The organism is Methylobacterium sp. Leaf91 (assembly GCF_001422815.1).
Taxonomy (GTDB): domain Bacteria; phylum Pseudomonadota; class Alphaproteobacteria; order Rhizobiales; family Beijerinckiaceae; genus Methylobacterium.
Genome location: NZ_LMMP01000001.1, coordinates 166,881 through 189,767, shown reverse-complemented (window position 1 = coordinate 189,767; position 22,887 = coordinate 166,881). Strand labels below are relative to the sequence as shown.

The 22,887-nt window shown below is 66.4% G+C and carries 20 protein-coding genes; 7 read left to right on the top strand and 13 right to left on the bottom strand.

The features are described from left to right. Window position 1 precedes the first annotated feature (1 nt). The 9 genes from ASF32_RS00890 to urtA form a co-directional block, all read right to left on the bottom strand. A complete protein-coding gene (locus ASF32_RS00890) occupies window positions 2–1,030 on the bottom strand; it encodes an aliphatic amidase (protein WP_018041700.1) in 1,029 nt (342 codons plus the stop codon). A gap of 76 nt (window positions 1,031–1,106) precedes the next feature. Beyond that, complete coding sequence (locus tag ASF32_RS00885) at window positions 1,107–1,424, bottom strand: zinc ribbon domain-containing protein (RefSeq protein WP_018041701.1); 318 nt, start codon at window positions 1,422–1,424, stop codon at window positions 1,107–1,109. Between the two features lie 242 nt (window positions 1,425–1,666). Next, a complete protein-coding gene (gene fmdA, locus ASF32_RS00880) occupies window positions 1,667–2,896 on the bottom strand; it encodes a formamidase (protein ID WP_056422266.1) in 1,230 nt (409 codons plus the stop codon). A gap of 114 nt (window positions 2,897–3,010) precedes the next feature. Next, entirely contained in the window at window positions 3,011–4,027 is a 1,017-nt protein-coding gene (locus tag ASF32_RS00875) for an alpha/beta fold hydrolase (protein ID WP_056422260.1), read from the bottom strand. 53 nt (window positions 4,028–4,080) lie between these two features. Next, the gene (urtE, locus tag ASF32_RS00870) at window positions 4,081–4,770 is read right to left on the bottom strand and encodes an urea ABC transporter ATP-binding subunit UrtE (protein WP_200919025.1); all 690 of its coding nucleotides are present in this window, start codon (window positions 4,768–4,770) and stop codon (window positions 4,081–4,083) included. 77 nt (window positions 4,771–4,847) lie between these two features. Continuing rightward, on the bottom strand, window positions 4,848–5,633 hold the full coding sequence (gene urtD, locus ASF32_RS00865) for an urea ABC transporter ATP-binding protein UrtD (protein WP_018041704.1): 786 nt from the start codon (window positions 5,631–5,633) through the stop codon (window positions 4,848–4,850). A 14-nt stretch (window positions 5,634–5,647) separates the two neighbouring features. Further along, window positions 5,648–6,814 carry an urea ABC transporter permease subunit UrtC gene (gene urtC / locus ASF32_RS00860; RefSeq protein WP_056422254.1) on the bottom strand — a complete coding sequence of 389 codons (1,167 nt, stop codon included), beginning with the start codon at window positions 6,812–6,814 and terminating at the stop codon, window positions 5,648–5,650. 13 nt (window positions 6,815–6,827) lie between these two features. Further along, window positions 6,828–7,754: an urea ABC transporter permease subunit UrtB gene (gene urtB / locus ASF32_RS00855; RefSeq protein ID WP_018041706.1), complete on the bottom strand. Its 927-nt coding sequence runs from the start codon at window positions 7,752–7,754 to the stop codon at window positions 6,828–6,830. A 206-nt stretch (window positions 7,755–7,960) separates the two neighbouring features. After that, a complete protein-coding gene (gene urtA / locus ASF32_RS00850) occupies window positions 7,961–9,220 on the bottom strand; it encodes an urea ABC transporter substrate-binding protein (protein ID WP_056422246.1) in 1,260 nt (419 codons plus the stop codon). 339 nt (window positions 9,221–9,559) lie between these two features. On the opposite strand from urtA, the gene ASF32_RS00845 reads away from it, so the two are divergent. Together ASF32_RS00845 and ASF32_RS00840 are read left to right on the top strand one after the other, a co-directional pair. Beyond that, window positions 9,560–12,994, top strand: coding sequence for an ATP-binding protein (locus ASF32_RS00845; RefSeq protein WP_056422243.1), 3,435 nt, complete (start codon window positions 9,560–9,562; stop codon window positions 12,992–12,994). Then, window positions 12,987–13,889 (top strand): DNA-binding response regulator, encoded by a 903-nt coding sequence (locus ASF32_RS00840; protein ID WP_056422240.1) that lies wholly within the window; start codon window positions 12,987–12,989, stop codon window positions 13,887–13,889. The genes ASF32_RS00845 and ASF32_RS00840 overlap by 8 nt, the downstream gene beginning before the upstream one ends. A 2-nt stretch (window positions 13,890–13,891) precedes the next feature. Here ASF32_RS00840 and ASF32_RS00835 read toward each other — a convergent pair whose 3' ends face one another. Then, window positions 13,892–14,986: an acyltransferase family protein gene (locus tag ASF32_RS00835; protein WP_156467625.1), complete on the bottom strand. Its 1,095-nt coding sequence runs from the start codon at window positions 14,984–14,986 to the stop codon at window positions 13,892–13,894. A gap of 241 nt (window positions 14,987–15,227) precedes the next feature. Here ASF32_RS00835 and ASF32_RS00830 point away from each other — a divergent pair, with 241 nt between their 5' ends. Continuing rightward, window positions 15,228–15,722 (top strand): lipocalin-like domain-containing protein, encoded by a 495-nt coding sequence (locus ASF32_RS00830; RefSeq protein ID WP_056422238.1) that lies wholly within the window; start codon window positions 15,228–15,230, stop codon window positions 15,720–15,722. A 61-nt stretch (window positions 15,723–15,783) separates the two neighbouring features. Here the strand turns inward: ASF32_RS00830 and ASF32_RS00825 are convergent, their stop codons facing one another. The 3 genes from ASF32_RS00825 to ASF32_RS00815 all read right to left on the bottom strand — a co-directional run bounded on the left by ASF32_RS00825 (window position 15,784) and on the right by ASF32_RS00815 (window position 19,492). After that, window positions 15,784–17,913: a TonB-dependent receptor gene (locus tag ASF32_RS00825; protein WP_056423239.1), complete on the bottom strand. Its 2,130-nt coding sequence runs from the start codon at window positions 17,911–17,913 to the stop codon at window positions 15,784–15,786. 351 nt (window positions 17,914–18,264) lie between these two features. Beyond that, entirely contained in the window at window positions 18,265–18,648 is a 384-nt protein-coding gene (locus ASF32_RS00820) for a restriction endonuclease (protein WP_200919007.1), read from the bottom strand. 10 nt (window positions 18,649–18,658) lie between these two features. After that, the gene (locus ASF32_RS00815; protein WP_056422235.1) at window positions 18,659–19,492 is read right to left on the bottom strand and encodes an alpha/beta hydrolase; all 834 of its coding nucleotides are present in this window, start codon (window positions 19,490–19,492) and stop codon (window positions 18,659–18,661) included. A gap of 219 nt (window positions 19,493–19,711) precedes the next feature. Here ASF32_RS00815 and ASF32_RS00810 point away from each other — a divergent pair, with 219 nt between their 5' ends. The 4 genes from ASF32_RS00810 (at window position 19,712) to ASF32_RS00795 (ending at window position 22,876) form a co-directional block, all read left to right on the top strand. Further along, the gene (locus ASF32_RS00810) at window positions 19,712–20,491 is read left to right on the top strand and encodes a site-2 protease family protein (protein ID WP_056422233.1); all 780 of its coding nucleotides are present in this window, start codon (window positions 19,712–19,714) and stop codon (window positions 20,489–20,491) included. Window positions 20,492–20,547: 56 nt separating this feature from the next. Further along, on the top strand, window positions 20,548–20,802 hold the full coding sequence (locus ASF32_RS00805) for a hypothetical protein (protein WP_018041714.1): 255 nt from the start codon (window positions 20,548–20,550) through the stop codon (window positions 20,800–20,802). 129 nt (window positions 20,803–20,931) lie between these two features. Then, window positions 20,932–21,939, top strand: a complete 1,008-nt coding sequence (locus tag ASF32_RS00800; protein WP_056422229.1) for an SDR family oxidoreductase — start codon at window positions 20,932–20,934, stop codon at window positions 21,937–21,939. Window position 21,940: 1 nt separating this feature from the next. Then, the gene (locus tag ASF32_RS00795; RefSeq protein WP_244478201.1) at window positions 21,941–22,876 is read left to right on the top strand and encodes an alpha/beta hydrolase; all 936 of its coding nucleotides are present in this window, start codon (window positions 21,941–21,943) and stop codon (window positions 22,874–22,876) included. Window positions 22,877–22,887: the final 11 nt, after the last annotated feature.

Below are 22,887 nucleotides of genomic sequence, written 5' to 3'. Positions count from 1 at the left end.
CCTACTTGGCGGCGTTGGGGATGCCTTCGATTGGGCATTCCGGCGTGCCGAGATCGGGGCGGGTGATGGCGCGGACCGCCTCGCGGGTGCCGGCCGGGTCCTCGATCCAGCGACGATAGAAGTCGTAGGGACAATCGGCCTTGCCGGGCTCGTTTTCTTTCGAGTTGATCATGCCCGTATAGCCACGGTGCAGCAGTTTGAAGAGATGGTTCTCCGACTGCATGTTGGCGCGGGCATCGCGGATGAGGAACTTCGACAGGGCGGCATATTGAACGCCCATTTCCTCGGTGCCGCATTCGCCCAGCGTCCGGCCGTCGAAGCCGATGATCGCCGAATGGCCGAAATAGCTATAGACGCCGTCGAAGCCGGCCGCATTGGCCACGGCCACATAGGTGTTATTGGCGAAAGCCATCGCCTTCGACATCAGGATCTGCTGCTCCTTGGCCGGATACATGTAGCCCTGGCAGCGGATGATGAGCTCGGCGCCGCGCATGGCGCAGTCGCGCCAGATCTCGGGGTAATTGCCGTCGTCGCAGATGATGAGGCTGATCTTGAGGCCCTTCGGCCCGTCCGAGACATAGGTGCAATCGCCCGGATACCAGCCCTCGATCGGGGTCCAGGGCATGATCTTGCGGTATTTCTGCACGATCTCACCCTGGTCGTTCATCAGGATGAGGGTGTTGTAGGGCGCCTTGTTCGGATGCTCTTCGTGGCGCTCGCCGGTGAGCGAGAACACGCCCCAGACACCCGCCTTCCGGCAGGCCTCGGCGAAGATCGCGGTCTCCTCCCCGGGCACGGCGGAGGCGGTCTCGTACATCTCCTTGCCGTCGTACATGATCCCGTGAGTCGAGTATTCGGGGAAGATCACGAGATCCATGCCGGGCAGGCCGGACTTCATGCCCACCACCATGTCGGCGATCTTTCGCGCGTTCTCCAGCACTTCTGCCTTCGTGTGCAGACGCGGCATCTTATAGTTGACGACCGCGACGCCGACGCTGTCGTTGCTCGAGGAAATGTCGCCATGCATCATCGGTGGGGTTCTCCTGGATTCGGGAGTGCAATGCGCCGTTTCCCTCCCCCGCAGAGGGGGGAGGGTGTGGCAGCTTTCAGTGGCTGATCATCCACGGCCTCGCGTTGGGGAAGCTTTTGGCGGCCGCCGGCTGCTTGGTTTTCGAGGCCCCCGAGCAACAGCCGCAGCCGGCCCCGTGCCCCGATGATTTGCGGGGCGCGTGGGCGCTCCGCTCGTTGACCGCATGCGCCTTGCGCCGCCCCGCATCCATGGAGGCGAGGTTGGGTGCGGTGAGGAAGGCGCGGCCGCAGGACGAGCCGCAATCGGGGCAGTCATGCGGGTCCTTGAACTGCGCCATCGGGCGCAGCACCGTGAAGGGCCCGCAGGCGTCGCAGGCATAATCGTAGACGGGCATGGGGGCCTCTCGAAGGATCGACAATGGGCGACGCGACGGGGGAAACGTACTTCCCCCCAAAGGGCTGTCGGTCTCATGCATCGCATGCGTCGCGCGCCTTCCCTCCCCCTTTTGGGGAGGGATCGAGGGTGGGGGTGGTGGGGTGACCCTCGACCTCTGGAGGCTGGCGGAGCCACCCCCACCCCTAACCCCTCCCCACAAGGAGGAGGGGGACGCGCTCGACTGAAGGGCAGAACCGCCTCTCAAAGATCCGGCGAGAGCGGCATCTGGATCGAGCCGTCGATATGCTTGATCGGCCCGTCCGCACCCGGATTGATGTCGAAGTCGAAGATCTTCGTCGGAATCCAGAGCGTGGCGCAGGCGTTGGGGATGTCGACGACGCCGGAGATGTGGCCCTGGACCGGGGCGGTGCCGAGGATCGAATAGGCCTGGGCGCCCGAATAGCCGAACTTCTTCAGGTATTCGATGGCGTTGAGGCAGGCCTGCCGGTAGGCCACGGTCACGTCGAGGTAATGCTGCTTGCCGTATTCATCGACGGAGATGCCCTCGAAGATCAGGTGATCGTCGAATTTGGGCGTCATCGGCGACGGCTTGAAGATCGGGTTCTTGATCCCGTATTTCGACATGCCGTCCTTGATCAGGCTCACCTTGAGATGGACCCAGCCCGCCATTTCGATGGCGCCGCAGAAGGTGATCTCGCCATCGCCCTGGCTGAAATGCAGGTCGCCCATGGAGAGGCCGGCGCCCGGCACGTAGACGGGGAAGTAGATCTTCGAGCCGCGCGACAGATCCTTGATGTCGCAATTGCCGCCATGCTCGCGACCCGGCACCGTGCGGGCGCCTTCCGCCGCGGCCTTGTCCTTCGCCTCGCCCTTGAGCCGGCCCATATGGGCGGTGGGGCCGAAGGGCAGCGTGGCGAGCGCCGGCACCCGGCCGGGATTGGTGTCGTAGAGCGCCTTCTCGCGGGTGTTCCAGGTGTCCAGCATCTTCGGATCGGGCAGGCAGCCGATCAGGCCGGGATGGATCAGGCCGGGGAAGCGCACGCCGGGGATGTGGCGCGACTTGGTGAACATGCCCTCGAAATCCCAGATCGACTTCTGCGCCTGAGGGAAGTGTTCGTCGAGGAAGCCGCCGCCGTTCTTCTTGGAGAAGAAGCCGTTGAAGCCCCACTGGCTCTCGGGCTTGGCGCCGATATCGAGGAGATCGACCACCAGGAGATCGCCGGGCTCCGCGCCCTCGACGCCGATGGGGCCGGAGAGGAAGTGGACGATCGACAGGTCGATGTCGCGCACGTCGTCGGCGGAATCGTTGTTCTTGATGAAGCCGCCGGTCCAGTCATAGGTCTCGACGATGAAGTCGTCGCCGGGCTTGACCATGGCCACCATCGGAATGTCCGGGTGCCAGCGATTGTGGACCATGTCGTTGTCGTAGGCCGACTGCGTCAGGTCGACCTTGATCAGGGTCTCAGCCATCGTTGTTCGACTCCCTCTGGCGTGACCGGGGCGTGCGCCCCGTTTGGGCCGGCCGGCTCATCCGGCGGGCCGTGGACGATGGCCGGCGGCGCCCTTGGCGGCGCTGCCCGGCGTTCAGCTCGCGAGCAGCTCTTTGAGCGCGGCGTCGAGCGTGGCGATGTCGTCGGGGCTGGTGCCGGGGCCGCCGGCGAAATGGCCCCACCAGGTCTCGATGACCCGCAACTCGGCGTTCGGCATCGATTCCGCCTCGATCCGGTTGTCCTCCGGCGGGAAGTACAGGTCGGTGGAGGCCGGCATCAGGATCGCCTTGGCGCGGATGGCGGCAAGCGCAGCCTTGGTGTCGCCCTTGAAGACCGGGTTGGCGCCGATATCGCCGTTCTGCCAGGTCCAGAGCATGGCCAGCAGATCGTTGGCGTCACGCGAGTAGAACAGGCCTTCCCAGAACCCGACGAGGAAATCCTCCAGGGACGCGTAGCCCATATGGGTCAGGTCGGCTTCGATCCGGTAGAAGGTCTGCGACAGGCCCCAACCGGCATAGACCCGGCCGAAGGCGCGCAGCCCCTTGTTCGGCGGCGAGGTGTACCAGCCCTCCGCGAAAGCGGCGTCCGCCTGGAGGGCGGCCTTCGCCCCTTCGAGGAAGACGAAGTTGTGCCGCGAACACTTGGCCGAACCCTGGAACGGCAGGATGCGCGGGACCATGTCGGGATAGAGCGCGCCCCAATGGTAGGTCTGGAGCGCACCCATCGACCAGCCCGTCACCAGCACCAGCGTCTCGATGCCGAAATGCTCGGTGACGAGGCGGTGCTGGGCCACGACGTTGTCGTAGGCCGTCACATTGGGAAAGCGCGGCCCGTCCCAGGGGGCGGGCGTGTTGCTCGGCGAGGACGAGAGCCCGTTGCCGAACATGTTCGGGATGATGATAAAGTATTTGTCCGGGTCGAGGGCCTTGCCCGGCCCGATCAACCATTCGTTCTCCGTGTGCTGGCCCGAATACCAGGTCGGATAGACAATGGCGTTGTCCTTGGCCGCGTTGAGCGTTCCGAAGGTCTTGAAGGCGAGCTTGGCCTTGCGCAGCGTCTTACCGCATTGGAGCACATAGTCGCCGAGTTCGAAGATCTCGTAATCCGCCATGGGGGCTCCCTGGAGCTGTGTTGCGGAACGGCGGGCGGATGCTGCCCCGGCGATCAGACCGAGAGGAAGCGGGCGACCTGTGCCTCGTCGATATCCGCCCGCATCGCCTCGTGGACGATGTGGCCGTTCTCGATGACCAGCACCCGGTCGGCGACGTCGAGGGCGAAGCTCAGCACCTGCTCCGAGACGACGATGGAAAGGCCGCGCTCGTCGCGGATCTTCTTCAGGGTCCGTCCCATCTCGCGGATGATCGAGGGCTGGATGCCCTCGGTCGGCTCGTCGAGGAGGAGCACCTTCGGCCGGCTGGCCAGCGCCCGCGCGATGGCCAGTTGCTGCTGCTGACCGCCGGAGAGGTTGCCGCCGCGTCTTGCCTTCATTTCCAGCAGGACCGGGAACATCGTGTAGAGGTCCTGCGGAACCTTGCGCTCCTTGGTGACGGTCAGGCCCGTCTCGATATTCTCCTGCACCGTCATGGCCGAGAAGATCATCCGGCCCTGCGGCACGTAGGCGAGGCCGCCCGCCACGCGCTGGTGGCTCTTGAGGGCGGTGATGTCCCGGCCGTCGACCGTGATGGTGCCGGACTTCACCGGGACGATCCCCATCAGGGTCTTCATCAGCGTGGTCTTGCCCATGCCGTTGCGGCCCATCACGGCGACGATCTCGCCGGGTGCGATGCTGATGTCGAGGCCGTGCAGCACCTCGCTCTGGCCATAGGCTGAGTGCAGGTCGCGGATCGCCAGCATCGGCTGAGCCCCGAGGGCGGGCGCCGGCGGGAGGGTGGCCGAGGCGGAACTGGTCTGAAGCATGGCGCCGGTCCTGTTCAGTGGCCGAGATAGACTTCGATGACCTTCGGGTCGTTCTTCACCCGCTCCATCGAGCCTTCGGAGAGCACCTTGCCCTGGTGCAGCACGGTGACCCGGTGGGCGATGTCCTCGACGAACTTCATGTCGTGCTCGATCACCAGCACCGAGCGGCCGACGATGATCTGGTTGAGGAGTTCGGCGGTCTTGATGCGCTCGCCGACGCTCATTCCGGCCACCGGCTCGTCGAGCATCAGGAGTTCGGGGTCCTGGATCAGCAGCATGCCGATCTCGAGCCATTGCTTCTGGCCGTGGCTGAGGAACTCGGCTCGCTCTTTGAGCTGATCTTTCAGGAAGATCATGGTCGCGACTTCGTGGATACGGTCACGGACCTCGGCATCGCGTTTGAAGGTCAGCGCACCCCACACCGTGCGGCCGCGGGGGAAGGAGATCTCCAAATTCTCGAACACCGTGAGGTCGTCGTAGATCGACGGCGTCTGGAACTTGCGGCCGACGCCGGCCTGGACGATGGCGCTCTCGGAGATCTTGGTGAGTTCCTGGCCCTTGAACTTGATCGACCCGGCGCTGGCCTTGGTGCGCCCGCAGATCAGGTCGAGCACCGTGGTCTTGCCGGCGCCGTTGGGGCCGATGATGACGCGGATCTCGTTGGGATCGACGTAGAACGACACGTCGTTCACCGCCTTGAAGCCGTCGAAGGAGACGGTGAGGGCTTCCACCGAGAGGAGGAAGTCTTTCGCGTCGGGGGATTCGCCGATGATCGGCGAGCTCAGGATGGCGGCGTTCATCGTCAGTCTCGCTCCTATTCGGCGGGGGTGCCGTGGGGGACGGGCGCACCCGCCGGCGCCAGGGCCTTGACCTTGCGGGTCAGGCGCGGCTCGACATAGCTGCGGTAGATGCCGGCCAAGCCGTTGGGGAAGGCGAGCACGACGGCGATGAACAGGGCGCCGAGTCCGAAGAGCCAGAGTTCGGGGAAGCTCTCCGAGAAGGTGGTCTTGGCCCAGTTGACCAGAAGCGTGCCCCAGACGGCGCCGAACAGGGACAGGCGCCCGCCGACGGCGGCGTAGATCACCATCTCGATGGAGGGCACGATGCCGACGAAGGACGGCGACATGAACCCGACCTGCAGGGTGAACATCGCCCCGCCGATGGCGGCGAAGCCGGCCGCGAGGCAGAAGGCGAAGACTTTGAACCCGGCCACGGAATAGCCCGAGAACCGGACCCGGTCCTCCTTGTCGCGCATGGCGAGGAGGATGCGCCCGAGCTTGGCCTTCTTCACGTATTGCGCCGCCAGGATGCAGCCAAGGAGCAGCCCTCCATTGACGAAGTAGAGGATGAACTTCGCGCTGTCGGTGCGGATGTCCCAACCGTGCAGGGTCCGCAGGTCGGTGATGCCGTTGATGCCGCCGGTATAGCCCTGCTGGCCGACGATGAGGATCGTCAGGATGGCGGCGATGGCCTGGGTGATGATGGCGAAGTAGGTGCCGCCGACCCGGCGGGTGAACATCGCGAAACCGATGATGAAGGCGAAGAACACCGGCACGGCCACGACGAGGATCAGTGTCAGCGGCAGGCTCTGGAACGGCTTCCACATCAGGGGAAGTTCGGTGATCTGGTTCCAGTCCATGAAGTCCGGGATGCCCGGCGTCGACTGGATTTTGGTGTTCTCGACGCTGGAGGCTTCGAGCTTCAGGTACATGGCCATGCAATAGCCGCCGAGCCCGAAGAACACGCCCTGTCCGAGAGATAGGATGCCGGCATAACCCCAGCACATGACGAGGCCCAGCGCCACGAAGGCGTAGGTGAGGTACTTGCCGACGAGGTTGAGGCGGAACGCGTCGAGGGTCGCCGGCAGGACGAAGAGGATGAGGCCGGCGAGCAGCGCGAGGCTCACCCACTCCATCGGTTTCATGAAGGGATTGTCGTTCACGGTGAGCGACTTCGACAGGGTCTGGACGGGGCTTGTCATCGGGATGGCCTCCTCAGCGCCGGACCTTGAGGGTGAACAGACCCTGCGGGCGAACCATCAGGATCCCGACGACGGCGAGCAGCGTCAGAACCTTGGCGGTGGAGCCGGACAGGAAGAATTCGAGGGTCGACTGGGTCTGCGAGATCGAGAAGGCCGAGGCGATGGTGCCGAGCAGGCTCGCCGCGCCGCCGAAGACGACGATCAGGAAGGTGTCGACGATGTAGAGCTGGCCCGAGGTCGGCCCGGTGGAGCCGATCATGGTGAAGGCCGAGCCCGCCACACCGGCGATGCCGCAGCCGAGGCCGAACGTGTAGCGATCCACCTTCTCGGTATCGATGCCGACCGCGCCGGCCATGGGGCGGTTCTGCATCACCGCACGCACCTGCTGGCCGAAGCGCGAGCGGTACATCAGCAGGCCGACGCCGACGGTGATGAGAGTCGTGATCGCCATCACGAACAGGCCGTTGATCGGCACCTCGATCGTGTCGGTGACCTGGACCGAGCCGATGAGCCAGGAGGGCAGCTCGACGCCGACTTCGCGGGCCCCGAAGATGGTGCGGTAGGCCTGCTGCAGGATCAGCGAGAGCCCCCAGGTGGCCAGCAGCGTGTCGAGGGGGCGCTTGTAGAGATGCCGGATGAGCGTCCATTCGACGATCATCCCGAGGGCTCCCGAGGCCAGGAAGGCCAGGATCATCGCCACGAAGAAGTAGACGCCGAACAGGCCGGGCAGGTGGGTCTGGAAGAAGGTCGAGCACAGATAGGTGACGTAGGCGCCGAGGATCATGAACTCCCCATGCGCCATGTTGATCACGCCCATCTGGCCGAAGATGACCGCGAGGCCGAGGGCCATCAGCACGTAGACCGAGAACAGGATCAGGCCGGCGAAACCCTGCATCGCGAAGATCGCGCCGAGATCTCCGAGGGAATAGTCACCGAGCATGTTTTCGACCTTCCGAAGAATCCGACGTCTGCTTTGCAAGCATTGGGCCGATCAGCCGTGGCGCGGCGCGACCCGAAAAGGGCGCGCTCCCTCCCCCTTGTGGGGAGGGAAGGGGTGGGGGTGGCTCCGCTGGTCTCCGTACCGGGAGGGTCACCCAACCACCCCCMCCCCTAACCCCTCCCCACAAGGGGGAGGGGGTCGCAGTGCTACTGGTAGCCCTTCGGGAAGGGGTTCGGCTCGATGAGCGCGGGGCTCTCGTAGACGATCTCGAACTGGCCGCTCGGCAGAGCCTTTGCGACACGGGTCTTCGACCAGAGATGGTGGTTCGGGTGGATCTTGACGTAGCCCTCGGGGGCTTCCTTGAACTCGATGTCGGCGGAGGCCGCGACCACCTTGTCGACATCGAAGGAGCCGGCCTTCTCGCAGGCCATCTTCCACAGGAACGGGCCGAGATAGGCGGCCTGGGTCACGTCGCCGATGACGGTCTTCTCGCCCCACATCTTGTGGAAGGCGGCGACGAACTTCTCGTTGTTCGCGTTCTTGAGCGATTGGAAGTACTTCATGCAGGAATAGGCGCCCGCGATGTTGTCGCCGCCGATGCCGTCGATCTCGTCTTCCGTCACGGAGATGGTCAGCAGGGTCTGCTTGTTGAGGTCGATACCGGCCGCCTTGAGCTGCTTGTAGAACGCCACGTTCGAGCCGCCGACGACGTCGGTGAAGATCACGTCGGGCTTGGTCAGCTTGATCTTGTTGATGACCGAGTTGAACTGGGTATGGCCCAGCGGGAAATATTCCTCGCCGACGACCTTGGTCTTCAGCACGTTCTCGATGTGCTTGCGGGCGATCTTGTTCGAGGTGCGCGGCCAGATATAGTCCGAGCCGATGAAGAAGAACGTCTTGGCGCCCTTCTCCTTGGTCACCCAGTTGAGCGATTCGAGGATCTGCTGCGTGGCTTCCTGGCCGGTATAGATGACGTTCTTGGACTGCTCCAGGCCCTCGTAGAAGGTCGGGTAGTAGAGCAGGCCGTTATACTGTTCGAACACCGGAAGCGCGGCCTTGCGCGAGGCGGAGGTCCAGCAGCCCATCACGGCGGCGCAATGGTCGTTGACGAGGAGCTTCTTGGCCTTCTCGGCGAAGGTCGGCCAGTCGGAGGCGCCGTCCTCCTGGATGATCTTGATCTTGCGGCCCAGCACGCCGCCGGCCTCGTTGATCTGCGCGATGGCGAGCTTCTCCGCCTGGATCGATCCGGTCTCGGAGATCGCCATCGTGCCGGTGGCGGAATGGAGGATGCCGACGGTGACTTCGGTGTCGGTCACCGCGAGGCCGGTGGTGTTCACCGCCGAGGTCGGAGGAGCCGCAGCGAAGGCGCTGCGCGGCATCATGGCCATGGCCGGAATGCTCGCCAGACCCATGAGAAGTTTGCGACGGAGGGCCGAGTGCGGTCCGTGCTCGTTGTCGGCTGCCATCCTGCGTGAACCCCTTCCAGGAAATGTCCCGCCGGCTCCTGCATAAGGCGGGCCGTTGCGGATGGCGGAAGCTAGGCGTGATGGCGCGGCGCAGCATATACGCTGTTTTGCGTAGGGAGGTAGGTTGTGCGCCTCGCCTCTCGCCCCCTTCGGAGAATCGTCTTCCCTGTGCGAGGCATGCCTTCCCTGTGGAGCGGGGCCTCGACGCGGCTCTCCTGGTGTACCAATGTCTCCCGGCCCCGCGGCACGGGGATTGCTGATCGACCGCCGTTTGCCCGTGACCGCATGCGGGCCGGCTCCTCCCACACGTGACGCTGACCGGGCAGACTGAACGACCCCATGAGCGGCCGCCAGCAGATTCCCCCGATCCGGCGAGCCTATAACCGCTTCGTCGCGGACGAGACCCTCGAGGATTACGCCCTGCGCTTCACCGCCAAGAAGGCGCGGCGCTGGTCGAGCCTGCGGGTGGCGCAGACGGCGCTGGGGTCGCTCTCGTTCCTGGCACTGGAGGCGATCGGTGGCACTCTCGTCCTGGCCACGGGCTTCACCAACACGGCGGCGGCGGTGCTGTTCGTGGGCGTGCTGATCTTCGCCACCGCCGTGCCGATCAGCCTTTACGCCGCCCGCTACGGCGTCGACATCGATCTCCTCACACGCGGGGCCGGCTTCGGCTATCTCGGCTCCACCATCACCTCGCTGATCTATGCGAGCTTCACCTTCCTGTTCTTCGCCATCGAGGCGTCGATCATGGCGCTGGCGCTGCAACTCTGCCTCGGCCTACCGCTCTGGATCGGCTATATCGTCAGCGCGGTCGTGGTGATCCCCCTCGTTATCTACGGGATCAGCCTGATCAGCCGGTTCCAGATCTGGACCCAGCCGCTCTGGATCGGGCTCAATCTCCTGCCCCTCGGCTTCATCGCGTGGAAGAGCGGCCCCGCCTTCGGTGACCTCCTGTCCTATCCGGGGGCGTCGGAAGCCGTCGGCTCGATCTCCACATTCATGGGTTACCCGATTTCGGGCTTCGACCTCGCCCAGTTCGGCCTCGCCTCCGGCATCCTCCTCGCGCTGTTGGCGCAGATCGGCGAGCAGGTGGATTTTCTCCGCTTCGTCCCGCCGGCCGAGACGTCCGAATCGGGGAGTAATCCGCGCTGGTGGCTCGCCGTGCTCGGGGCCGGCGCGGGCTGGATCCTGCCCGGCATGTTCAAGATCATGCTCGGCGCCTTCCTGGCGGTGCTGGCCCTGGGGCAGGGCGTGCCCTACGATCAGGCGGCCGAGCCGACGCAGATGTATGTGGTCGCCTTCGGCTACGTGATGCCGTCACGGGAGGGGGCGATCCTCCTCACCGGCCTGTTCGTGGTGATCTCGCAGCTCAAGATCAACGTCACCAACGCCTATGCCGGCTCCATCGCCTGGTCGAATTTCTTCTCGCGCCTGACCCACAGCCATCCCGGCCGCGTGGTCTGGCTCGTCTTCAACGTCGCCATCGCGCTGCTGCTGATGGAACTCGGCATCGACAAGACCCTCGCCAGCACGCTCTCGCTCTATGCGGTGGTGGTCTCGGCCTGGGTCGGCGCGCTCTCGGCGGATCTGGCCATCAACAAGCCCCTCGGGTTGTCGCCGCCGGGGATCGAGTTCAAGCGCGCGCATCTCTACGCCGTGAACCCCGTCGGCACTGGAGCGTCCGCGCTGGCGCTGGTGGTGGGCTCGCTCGCTTATGTGGGCCTGCTTGGGGGCGGGCTCCAGAACTTCGCGCCGCTGCTCGCCCTCGTCACAGCCTTCGCCGCCGCACCCGCCATCGCCTACGCCACCGGCGGCCGGTACTACCTCGCCAGGCCCGCTACCGCCGAATGGGGCGGGCGCGCGGAGATCCAGTGTACCGTCTGCGAGCATCCGTTCGAGGGCGAGGACATGGCCCATTGCCCGGCCTATGCCGGGCCGATCTGCTCGCTCTGCTGCTCGCTGGACGCCCGCTGCGGCGACCTGTGCAAGCCGCATGGCCGCCTGGAGGCGCAGGCCCAGGGCGTGCTGTCCCGGATCATGCCCGAGAAGACCGCCGCCTGGATCGGGGCGCCCCTCGGCCGCTACCTCGCCCTCATGCTCACCCTCGTCTCGGTGATCGGGCTCATTCTCGGCATCGTCCATGGTGGGATCTCGACGACGCAGCCGGAGCATCGCGAGACCTTGCGCGCTGCGCTGACCAGCGTGTTCTTCATCCTCGTGGTCATCCTCGGCATCGTCGCCTGGCTGTTCGTGCTCGCCCAGGAGAGCCGCCGCGTGGCGCAGGAGGAGACCACCCGCCAGACCGCCCTCTACGAGGCCGAGATCGAGGCCCACAAGATCACCGATGCCAAGCTGCAGCAGGCCAAGGAGACGGCCGAGGCTGCCAACCTCGCCAAGAGCCGCTACGTGGTGGGCATGAGCCACGAACTCCGCACGCCGCTCAACGCCGTCCTCGGCTACGCGCAGCTGCTGGAGGGGGACGACGACATCCCCGCTCCGCGCCGCAACGGCATCCGCGTCATCCGGCGCAGCGCCCAGCACCTGTCGGGCCTGATCGACGGCCTCCTCGATATTTCGCGCATGGAGGCGGGGCGCCTCCAGATCCACCGCAACGAATTCCGCCTCGCCGAATTCCTGGACCAGATCGTCGACATGGTCCGGCTCCAGGCCAACGCTGCCGGCCTCGAATTCCGGTTTTCGCGCCCGCCCGTGCTGCCGGCCGTGGTGGCGGCGGACGAGAAGCGCCTGCGCCAGATCCTGCTCAACCTCCTCTCCAACGCGATCAAGTTCACGGAAACCGGTTGGGTCTCCCTGGAGATGACGTATCGCAGCCAGGTCGCGGTGTTCTCGATCCGCGACAGCGGCCTCGGCATTCCCGAGGACGACCTGCAGCGGATCTTCGGACCCTTCGAGCGCGGCTCGCTGCCCGCCGCCCGCAACACGCCGGGAACCGGGCTCGGGCTCACCATCGCGCATCTCCTCGCCCAGGTGATGGGCGGCGAGGTCAGCGTGGAGAGCGAAGTCGGCCGCGGCACCTGCTTCAGCCTCCGGCTCATGCTGGCCTCGGTGCACCGCCCGGCCGGTCCCAAGCCCACCGAACCGTCCGAGCGCGCTGCCGGCAGCCGGCGGGAGAGGCCGGTCCATGTCGGGCCGCCGCGCGTGGTGCTGGTGGCGGACGACGATGCCGCGCATCGCGCCCTCATGCGCGAGGTGCTCGAACCGCTCGGCCTCGTCGTGCTGGAATCCCCCGACGGGCCGCATTGCCTGAACCTGGCGATGGAGCGGCGGCCCGACATCATCCTTCTCGATATCGCCATGCCGGGGATGAGCGGCTGGGCCGTGGCCAAGGCCCTGCGCGATGCCGGACTTTCCTCCCGCATCGCCATCATGTCCGCCAACGTCCACGAGATCAGCCCGATCCGGGGCGACGACGCCCCGCATGACGAAATCATCCCGAAGCCCTTCGACCTGCGCGACTTCCTGGAGCGGATCGACCGGCTGCTGGCGCTGGGCCAGCCCGCCCCGCCCGCGCCCGCCTTGCCCGAGGCTCCGCCCCGGAGCGGACAAGGCGGCGAATCCCTGCGCCAGGACCATATCGCCGAGCTGATCCGCCTCGGCCGGATCGGCCATGTCCGCGGTATCGAGGCCAAGCTGACGGAGCTCGAAGGCCAGTCGGCCATGCCCGCCGAGATCGCCGCGCAGATGCGCGGGCTCGTGGCCTCCTACGACCTCCGGCGCTACGTGCGCATCCTCGAAGGGATGCGCGATGGCTGAGACGCAGCGCGACATCGTCCTCGTCGTCGACGATTCCCCCGAGACCCTGAGCTTCCTCACGGAGGCGATCGAGCGCTCCGGCGCCACCGTGCTGGTGGCGGTGGCCGGCGACCTCGCCTTGGCGCTGGTGGAGGAGATCACCCCCGACATCATCCTGCTCGATGCGGTGATGCCCGGCATGGACGGGTTCGAGACCTGCCGGCGGCTCAAAGCGCGCAGCGACCTCGCCCTCGTGCCCGTCATCTTCATGACCGGCTTGTCCGAGACCGAGCATATCGTGAAGGGCCTGGAGGCGGGCGGCAGCGACTACGTCACCAAGCCGATCGCCCCCGACGAGATCCTGGCCCGCATCCGCGTGCATCTGGCGAGCGCGCGGGCCGCACAGAGCGCGCGTGCCGCCCTCGACACGACCGGCCGCACGCTCTTCGCGGTGGATCGCCAGGGCACCGTCCTGTGGAGCACGCCACAGGCCGCCCGCGTGCTGGCCAAGCTCGGCGACGGGGGTTCGCGCCTGCCCGAGGCCGGCCGCTCCTGGCTCGCCGAACAGCTGAAGGGCGGCAACGCGGCCTCGGTCACGCTGCCGGATACGGAGGGCGCCGCCCATAGCCTCAGCCTCATCGGCACCACCGGCGACGAGGTGCTGCTGCGCCTCTCCCGCGATGCTTCCGCCAGCGGCATCGAGCGCCTGCGCGCCAACCTGCCGATCACCGCCCGCGAGGCCGACGTGCTGTTCTGGCTGTCGCGGGGCAAGGCGAGCCGCGATATCGGCGACATCCTCGGCCTGTCACCGCGCACGGTGACGAAGCATCTGGAGAGCATCTACGCCAAGCTCGGCGTCGAGAACCGCACCGCCGCCTCGATGATCGCCTCCCGCTACATCGACGATCAGGCCTGATTTCAGCCTGTTGCCGCCGTCCTCGCGGATCGCGGCGGCGTCTCGGCGGCGATGTGGAACGCTGCCGGGCGACGGAACAGGAAGACGAAGGGCGTGTGGCGCACCACCCGCTCGATGGCGAGGGGGACGAGCACGGCGACGAGGGTCACGACGAGGCTGGCCAGCCCGATATCGGCGATGGCGCCGGTCTTCACGATGAGCGTCCGGGTCGCCGCCATGGGAAGGAAGAACGCGAGGTAGATCACGATCGAGCGCTCGCCGCAGGCTCTGAGCGCCGCCGTCACCGGCCCCCCGGCGAGGGTGAGCAATGCGCCGACGGCCACGATGGCGAGCGCCCCGGCCCCGCCGAGGACGAGGCTGACGAGGGGCAGGCTGGCCAGGGTCGGAAAGGTCTCGTGGCCTATAGCGGTGAAGGCGAAGAGGCCGTTCACCAATGCCCAGGCCGCGAGACCGCCGAGCGCGGCGCGGGGGTGGCGTCGGACGAGATCGGCGAACCGGAAGATCCGGGCCGCGAACAGATAGCCGGCGACAAACCAGACGTAGCGGCCGCAGAATTCGGTGACGAGATCCGAATGACCTTCGAGGGGAAGGCTCTGGAGCAGGGCGGCCCCGCCGAGAAGGAGCGCCGGATGCAGACGGCGCAGGAGCTTCGTCAGCACCGAGAAGACGGCGAGCAAATAGATGAACCAGAGGGTCGAATAGGGCTCCACCAGAGCGTGCGCGAGATGGGCGAGGAAGGCCCCCGGCCCGCCGCCGTCGACGATCTGGCCGTATTTCACCGTCGACTGGATCAGCACCCAGAGCAGGTAGAAATAGGCGAAGTGGACGACCCGCCGGTCGGCGAAGAGACGCCAGTCCCGGTCGATCACGCGGCCGACGAACAGGCCCGACAGCAGGAAGAAATCGGGAATCCGGAACGGCTTGGCGAAGGCGACGACGGTATGGAGGAAGCCCTCGCCACCCATGTCCATGCCGGTGCCGAGGGTCGAGTGCATCATCACCACGAGGATGATGCACAGGCCCTTGGCGACGTCGACCCAGGCGAGTCTCAAGGCCTCCTCGGCGCCGGGGCCTGGGATCTGGGTCGCTGGGGCCAAAGCTGCACTCCGTCGAAATCCGGGAACGAGCATGGCCGATCCGGAATCAAGGCCGGCTGCCTGTGATGCAGCTTTCCTTGATCGATGCCGAAGGCCCGGTCAACGCGAAGGCTCGGATCGCAGAGCGGTCCATAATGGCCGTTTCGCATCGCGATGGCCTCAATGTCATGGCGGAATGTCAAGTATTCGCATAATCTATTGCGCTTCGCCGGTGGCGAATCGAAAGACATGGGAGGGATTCGTGAAGCTATGCGTTCCCGCCGCAGCGTGGTGCTTCGTCGCCTCGTCTGCCGTCGCGCTCGAAGCGCACGACATTCATGGAACGTGGCGCCTCGCGAGCGCCACCCGCAAGATCGTCGACACCAACGAGACGCTCGATGCTTATGGCGGACCCCGCCCCAGCGGTTGGCTCACCTACGGCAAGGACGGGCGCATGATGGTCATCTGCGCCTTCGAGGGCCGCACGAAACCCATCGCCAACGACAAGATGACCGACGAAGATCGTATCCACCTGCACAAGACGTTCTTCGCTTATGCCGGCACGTACACGCTCGATGGACAAAGGATCACGCACGCGATCGACACGTCGTGGAACGAAGCGTGGAGCGGAACCTCGCAGGTCAGGGATGTGGAACTGAAGGATGGCAAGATCATCCTGACGACCCCTCCCTTCAAGTTCAACGTCGACGGCAAGACGAGCATTCTCACCCTCGTCTGGGAGCGGTACCCTCGATGATCGCCCCGGCCTGGGGAGGCTCGCGGGCAGGGCTCGCCGAGCCCCGCCCGGTTCTACGGCGTCAGAAGTCGAGGGAGGCGGACAGGATGAAGGTCCGGGGCGATGCGACGGTCACGAAGGTGCCGGTCGTGAGCCAATAGCGGTTGTCGGCCACGTTCTCGACATTGAACCGGAAGGTGATGGGCCGGTCATAGACCAGCGTCGCGTAGCGAAAGCCGAGATCGACCCGCGTCCAGTCGGGGAAGCGCAAGGTGTTGGCGTCGGTGAGGTACGCGCCGGACGTGTAGATCACCCGACCGTTGAGAGAGAGGCCCGGCACCCAGGGCGTATCCCATTCGAGGCCGGCGGAGACGGTGAGGTCGGACACGCCGGCGGCGTCGTTCCCCCGCCGCAGGGGATCGATCGGCTTGGTCAGTTCGGGGCGAAGGAAGGTCGCGCTCGCGAACCCGCGCAGGCTCGGCACAATAGCGCCGTAGGCCGACAGTTCCAGGCCCTGGTTGCGCTGCTCGCCATTGTAGGCCTGGGCACCGGAGGCGGTCTGGACCAGATCGGGCCGGCTGATCTGGAAGAGGGCGGCCGTCGTCGTGATGGTCCCCCAATCGACCTTGATCCCGACTTCCTGCTGATCCGACTGGTAGGGGCTGAGGATCGCGCCCGTATTGCTGAAGCCGGGACCAACGATGGTGCCTGCCGTCAGTCCTTCCGCGTAGTTCGCGTAGAGGGAGACGTTCTGCCAGGGCTTGATGACGATGCCGGCGAGGGGCGATGTGGCATCGGCATCGTATTCGCTCGTCCGTGCCTGGGTCACGGTGTCGAAGCTCTTCTGGTTCACCATCTGGTAGCGGACGCCCGCGGTGAGCAGCAGAGAATCGTTGAAGGCCGACATCGTGTCGACGACGGCCACGCTCGTCAGCGAGGTATCTGCATAGCGTTGGGGATTGAGGCGCGCGCCGGTGACTACGGGAAGCGGTGCCGGGCGGTAGATGTTCGACGGCACCGATTCACCGGGTGTGTTCGACACATAGGCGAAGCCGTCCTCCCGATTGAACCCGGTGAAGACGAGGTTCAGCGAGTGGTTGATGAACCCTGTGTCGAACCGGGCCTTCACGCCGGCATTGCCGCTGATCGTGCTGCTCTCAGAATCGTAGAAGGCGTTGATGAGCCGGAAGTTGCCGAGAGCATCGACTCCGTTCGAGTACCCGAAGACGCGCGTATCCGGGAAGGTCTGCTGATTGGAGCCCGCGCGATAGCCGATCCCGCCATAGGCGGTCAGCCAATCCGTCAGGTCGTATTCCACGAAGGAGGCGACGGTGTTGTCGCGTTGCTTGAGCTGCGTCCCCGGAAACCAGTTGCCTCTTGCATCGGGCGGCCTGGGAATGAAGGGGATATCCGATTGCAGACTCAGCTGGGGCCGGAAGTTCTTAGTGTCTTCGTTCTGCGAGATGACATCGAGGGCCCAGCGCAGGCGTTCGCCGCGATAGTCGAGCGAGAGGGCGCCGATGCCGCTCTGCAGGTTGCCGTTGTCGATCGAGGCCTCGCCGGTCCGGCCCAGGCCGTTGAAGCGGATGCCCCATTCCTTGTTCTCGCCGGCGCGGGTGCCGGCATCGACATGGACGCCGAAATTGCCGTCGCTGATGAATTGCGGCGTGACGCGCACGAAGGGGATATCGAGCGCGCGCTTGGTCACGATGTTGATGCTGCCGCCGACGCTCCCGCCCGGCGGGATGCCGTACATGAAGGCACCGGGCCCTTTGAGCAGCTCGATGCGCTCGATGTATTGCGCCGCCACGCGGTTGGAGGGGACCAGTCCGTACAGGCCATTCAGGCCCACATCCTGTGACTGAACGGGAAAGCCGCGGATCTGGAACGTATCGTCGAACCCGTTGCTGCCCGTCGTCAGGCGCACCGAGGAATCGTTGATGAGCGTATCGGCGACGGTGCGCGCCTGCTGATCCTGGATCACCTGCTGCGTGAAGTTGACGGTGCTGAAGGGCGTGTTCAGCACATCCCTGGTGCCGAGGATCCCGAGGGACCCGCCGCGCGCCACCTGACCGCCGGCATAGGGGGGCGGCAGGTCACCCAGGCGCCCCGACCCCGAACTGCCCCGGCCCGCTGCGCCGGACGAGGCTTCCACCGAAAGCTCGTCCAGCCGCACCGCGGTCTGCGCCCATGCGCTCGAGGATGATCCCATCCAAGCGAGACCGAGCGAGGCGGCGCCGATTGCGGAGTAACTCAGGGTTGTTGCCAGTGTCGAGACGCGCTTACGCACCGTTGCATTCCTGCTTTTGCGACAGGCATGCGAGCTTTCGGCTCGGAGCCAGCACATTGAAGATTCAAAAATTGGGGGGAACGACTTTGTGTATACGCAAGCGAATAATTTATTACATGAAATCGAGCAAGGACTTGGGAATCGTTGCTAAGGCTGCGTGCTTCCAGAGCAACAAAAACGAATTGTTCTAAAGAAAAACAGCCGACTTTACGGAGCGGCGGCCACCCGCCCGACGACCGTGCGGGGGCGACCATCGAAGCGGATGGCGGGGCGTCAGGAAACCTTGCGGCGCGAGAGTTTGCGCGCCCGCGTCATCCGCGTCGCGGCGTGGAAATCGTCCGGCTTGGTCCGCACCCAGGCGAGGAAGCCGCTGATCTCGGGATCGGCCCGCAGAACCTCGATATCGGCGAGGCGGCGGGCGATCTCGGCTTCGCTGTAGCGGGCGTGGATCGCGGAATGGCAGATCTGGTGCAGGCGGACGGTGCCGGCCTTGGCGCCGCCCTTCAGCTTGGGCGTGAGGTGGTGCAGGCTCGATTTGGCGCGCGGCGGGATCGGCCGTTCGCAGAGCGGGCAGATCGTGGGGCCGGACGAGCGGTTCCCGGTCTCCTCGTCCTCCCGCCATTGCCGGGCGCGTCGTCCCAAATTCCCGTCTCCCATCCTGCCGCTATCAACGCGGCATGGCCGGAATGGGCTCGGCACTCCTGACGGGACGGAACGTCGCTTCCGCCTCCGCGTCGCGTTGGCCGAGGAGCGAGACGTGATCGCCCGGCACGGCGACGAAGCGCGCCCTGGTCCCGGCGAGGGCCGCGAGGTCGCGCCCATGCGCCACGGGAATCACGGGGTCGCCGGTGCCGTGGACGATGAGGATGCGCCCCGCCGCCTCGCCGATGCGGCGATCCGAGCGCCAGGTATCGCGCAGGAGCAGCCGGGGCAGCAGCGGGAAGTGTTCGCCGACGAGGCGGGTGAGGGAGACGAACGGCGCTTCGAGATAGAGGCCGAGATGCGGCTCGCGCGCGGCCACGGCCACGGCCACTGCCGCCCCCATGGAATGGCCGTGAAGCAGGATCGGTGCGTCCGGGGCGCGGTCACGGACGAGGCGGTAGGCCGCCAGCCCGTCCTCGATGAGGCCCGCCTCGCTCGGTGAGCCGGTCGAGCCCGGATAGCCGCGATAGGCGATGGCGAGGGTGCCCCAGCCGGCCGCGCGCCAGACCCCGTCCGAGAACCGCGCGACATGTGGCTCGGGCAGCGAGCCGTTGCCGTGGAAGGTCAGCACCACGCCTCGTCCGGGTTCCGGTGCCCGCCACAGGCCGTAGAGGCGGTGGCCGTCGGCCGTATTCAGCGTGACCGCCTCCGTCCCGGCCGGCACCCCGCGCTCGCCCTCGCCGAAACCGCTCCCGAAAGCGCCGGGATAGATGAGATGACGCTGGAACAGGAACAAGGCGCCGAGGACCGAGGCCGAGAGCCCGAGGGCGAGGAGCAGGATGACGCGGAGCAGGGTCATGCGTGACGGGCTTGGCTCATGGAAGAGTGGTCGAGAAGGGCGGTCGGTGACGGTGCGCTGTTGAGACCACCACTTTATCGTGTCATGCGCACGAAGCTCCCGCGATGCGACGGTGCCTCGCGCGGCGCTACGAGCGTATGAGGCGTTTGGACATGGCGGAATTTGGGAACTCGACCCGCCGCCGCCGGTCCGTCGGTCCGAGGCTCCATCGGGGGTGAGATGTCGTCAGAGCTTCCGCCAAGCCAGGTTCGCGCCGCCACCCTTCCGGTCGGCCCCAGTGCGAACTTCCTGCTGATCGCCCTGATCTTCCTTGGGACCGGCCTCGCCATCGGCACCGGCGCCGTGGCGGGCTCGGGTGTGGCGTTCGTCTTCGTGATGGCCGGCTGGCTGCTCAGCCTGTGCCTGCACGAATTCGGCCATGCCTTCGTCGCCTGGAAAGGAGGCGATACGGATATCCCGCAGAGCGGCTACCTCACCCTGGACCCGCGTCTCTACGCCGACGCGCTCTCCTCCATCGTCCTGCCGCTGCTGTTCACGATCCTCGGGGGGATCGGATTTCCCGGCGGGCGCGTGTCCGTGAACACCCATCTCCTGTCCAGCAAGCTCTGGATCTCGGCAGTCTCGGCGGCCGGCCCGGCGATGAATGGCCTCTTCCTGCTTGCGCTCGCCCTGCTCTATTCTCTCACGGGTGAGGAATCCGACACGCTGCGGGCGGTTCTCGCCGTCTCCGCCCTGTTCCAGGGCACCGCCATCATCCTCAACCTGCTGCCGCTTCCGGGCCTCGACGGCTACGGCATCCTTCAGCCCTGGCTGCCCGAGCCGGTACGGCGCTTCGCCGATCCGCTGGCGGGACATGTCAGCCTGATCCTGGCGGGTCTCTTCCTGTTTTCCGGCGCCTTCGGCCCGGTGGTGTTCCGGGTAAGCCTCCTCCTCATCGGCCTTCTCGGCATCGAGATCGTGGACGCGCGGGACGGCTACGGCCTGATCCGTCTCTGGTAAGGTGTCCGCGCCCGGCCTATGAGGCAGGGAGGGCGGTGCGGCCCACGGAGACGGCAATGGCCCTGAAGACGACGTTCGTGGTCCAGACCTTCGTGATCAAGCGCAAGCGCCTCGTGCCCGGTGACCGCGAGGTGGCACCCACGGAGAGCGGCGCCCTGAAGAAGGCGGAGGCCATGTCTGGCCGCCTGCCCGGCACCGCTGCCCTGAAGGTGGTCGCCGACGACGAGACCGGCGAGCTTGAAAGCGCGACGATCCTCGGCCAGTTCGGCGAGGTGCCCGACGATTTCGCCGAAAGTCTCACTGGGGGCTGAGAGCCTCACAGGCGGCTGACGCGAGCGCGCGTGAAAACCGCGCAGGCCGACGCTGCCGGCAACGCATTCCCGACTCATGCGTAGGTTTGGAGATTTTCCAACCCCTGCAGTGACCGGGAGAACGCGCCCATGAAACATAAACCCCTGCGCGAGCAGGTTATCGTGATCACGGGGGCATCGAGCGGTATCGGCCTCGCCACGGCCCGCATGGCCTCGGCGCGGGGCGCCCGCGTCGTCCTCGCGGCACGGAGCGCGGACGTCCTCGCACGCCTTCGCGAGGAGTTCGGCGGCGCCGGCCGTGCCGCCTCCGTCGTGGCGGATGTGGGACGCCGCGAGGATGTCCAGGCCATCGCCGACGCCGCCATCGCGACCTTCGGCGGTTTCGACACCTGGGTGAACGTCGCCGGCCTTACCGTCTATGGGCCGCTCTCTGAGATCGCCCAGGAGGACCACGAGCGGCTCATCCGGACCAACCTCTGGGGCACGGTGAACGGATCCCTGATCGCGGTCGAGCACCTGCGCCGGCGCGGGGGCGCGCTCATCAATGTCGGCAGCATCGCCTCCGACCTCGCCTTCCCGTTCCAGGGCCTCTACGCGACCTCGAAACACGCGGTGAAGGGCTTCACCGACACGCTGCGCATGGAGTTGATCGCCGAGGACGCGCCGGTCTCCGTCACGCTGATCAAGCCGGCCTCGATCGACACGCCACTCCCCGACCGGGCCCGCAACTACATGGACCGGCGGCCGGCTTTGCCTCCGCCCATCTATCCGCCGGAGGAGGTCGCCAACGCGATCCTTCACGCGGCGGAGCATGGCCAGCGCGACATCATCGTCGGCGGTGGCGGCAAGCTGTTCGTCATGGGCAAGGAATTCGCCCCCGGCGCCTACGACCGGCTGGCCTCCTCCATCATCGCGCTCCAGAAGCGCTCGGAGCCGGCGGAGCAATCCGAGGGTGCTCTGCACGCTCCGCGCGGCGCGGGCGAGGTGAGGGGCGCGCCGCCCTATCCCGTCATGCGGACGAGCACCTATACCCGGGCGACCCTGCATCCCCTCGTGGCCATGGGCACCGTGGCGAGCCTCGCCGCCACCGCCGCCGTGATCCTCGGCCGCAAGTCTTTGCCCGGAAGACGATACTGAGGTGGCGTTGAGGATCGATGCCGAACCAAGCCGCGATGCAGCTCTCCTCGAAGCGTCTCCCCCTCCGGTGACGCGATGGGGGGCTGTGCCGCCACGCCGCTTCCTCGACATCCCGGACGGGCCGAGGATCGCCTATGTGGAAGCGGGGTCGGGGCCGGACCTTATCCTCGTCCACGGCGCGGTGATGACCCTGGACGACATGTGGCTCGGGCCCATGGAAGCGTTGTCGCGGCACTTCCGCGTGGTCGCCATCGATCGGCCCGGCCATGGCGAGAGCGAGCATGTCCGCCTGAGCGACGCGTCGCTCTGGCGCCAGGCCGATATCCTGCGGGAGGTCTCGCGCGCTCTGCAGCTGACCCGACCCATCCTTGTCGGCCATTCCTTCGGCGGTGCGGTCTGTCTCGCCTTCGGCATGGCCTATCCCGACGAGACGGGCGGCGTGGTCGCCATCTCGCCGATCTGCTTTCCCGAATTGCGCCTCGAACAGATCCTGTTCGGGCCGCGCGCCAGCCCGGTGGGCGGGGAGGCACTGTCGCGGATGCTATCTGGCAGCGACGCAATGCTGATGCCGTTGCTGTGGCGGGCCATGTTCCTGCCGCAGCGGATGCCGGAGCGTTTCGCCGCCGAATTTCCCTTCCGGCTCGCCGGCCAGCACCGCCGCCTCGTCGCCGATGGCGAGAACGCCAATCTGCTATGGGGGGATCTGTCCCGCAGCGCGATCAGTTACGCGACCTGCCGTGTGCCCGTGGCCATCCTGTGCGGCAGTGCCGACATCGTCACGAACCCGCTTGTCCATGGGCGTCAGGCCGCGCGCCTGATTCCGGGCGCGACCTTTCGCTGGCTGCATGGGCTCGGCCACATGCTGCACCATTTCGCTGGCGATGCCGTCGTGGATGCGGCACTCGAGATCGACCGGCGGCCGACGAACGTCGCCTGAGGCCGGCTGTG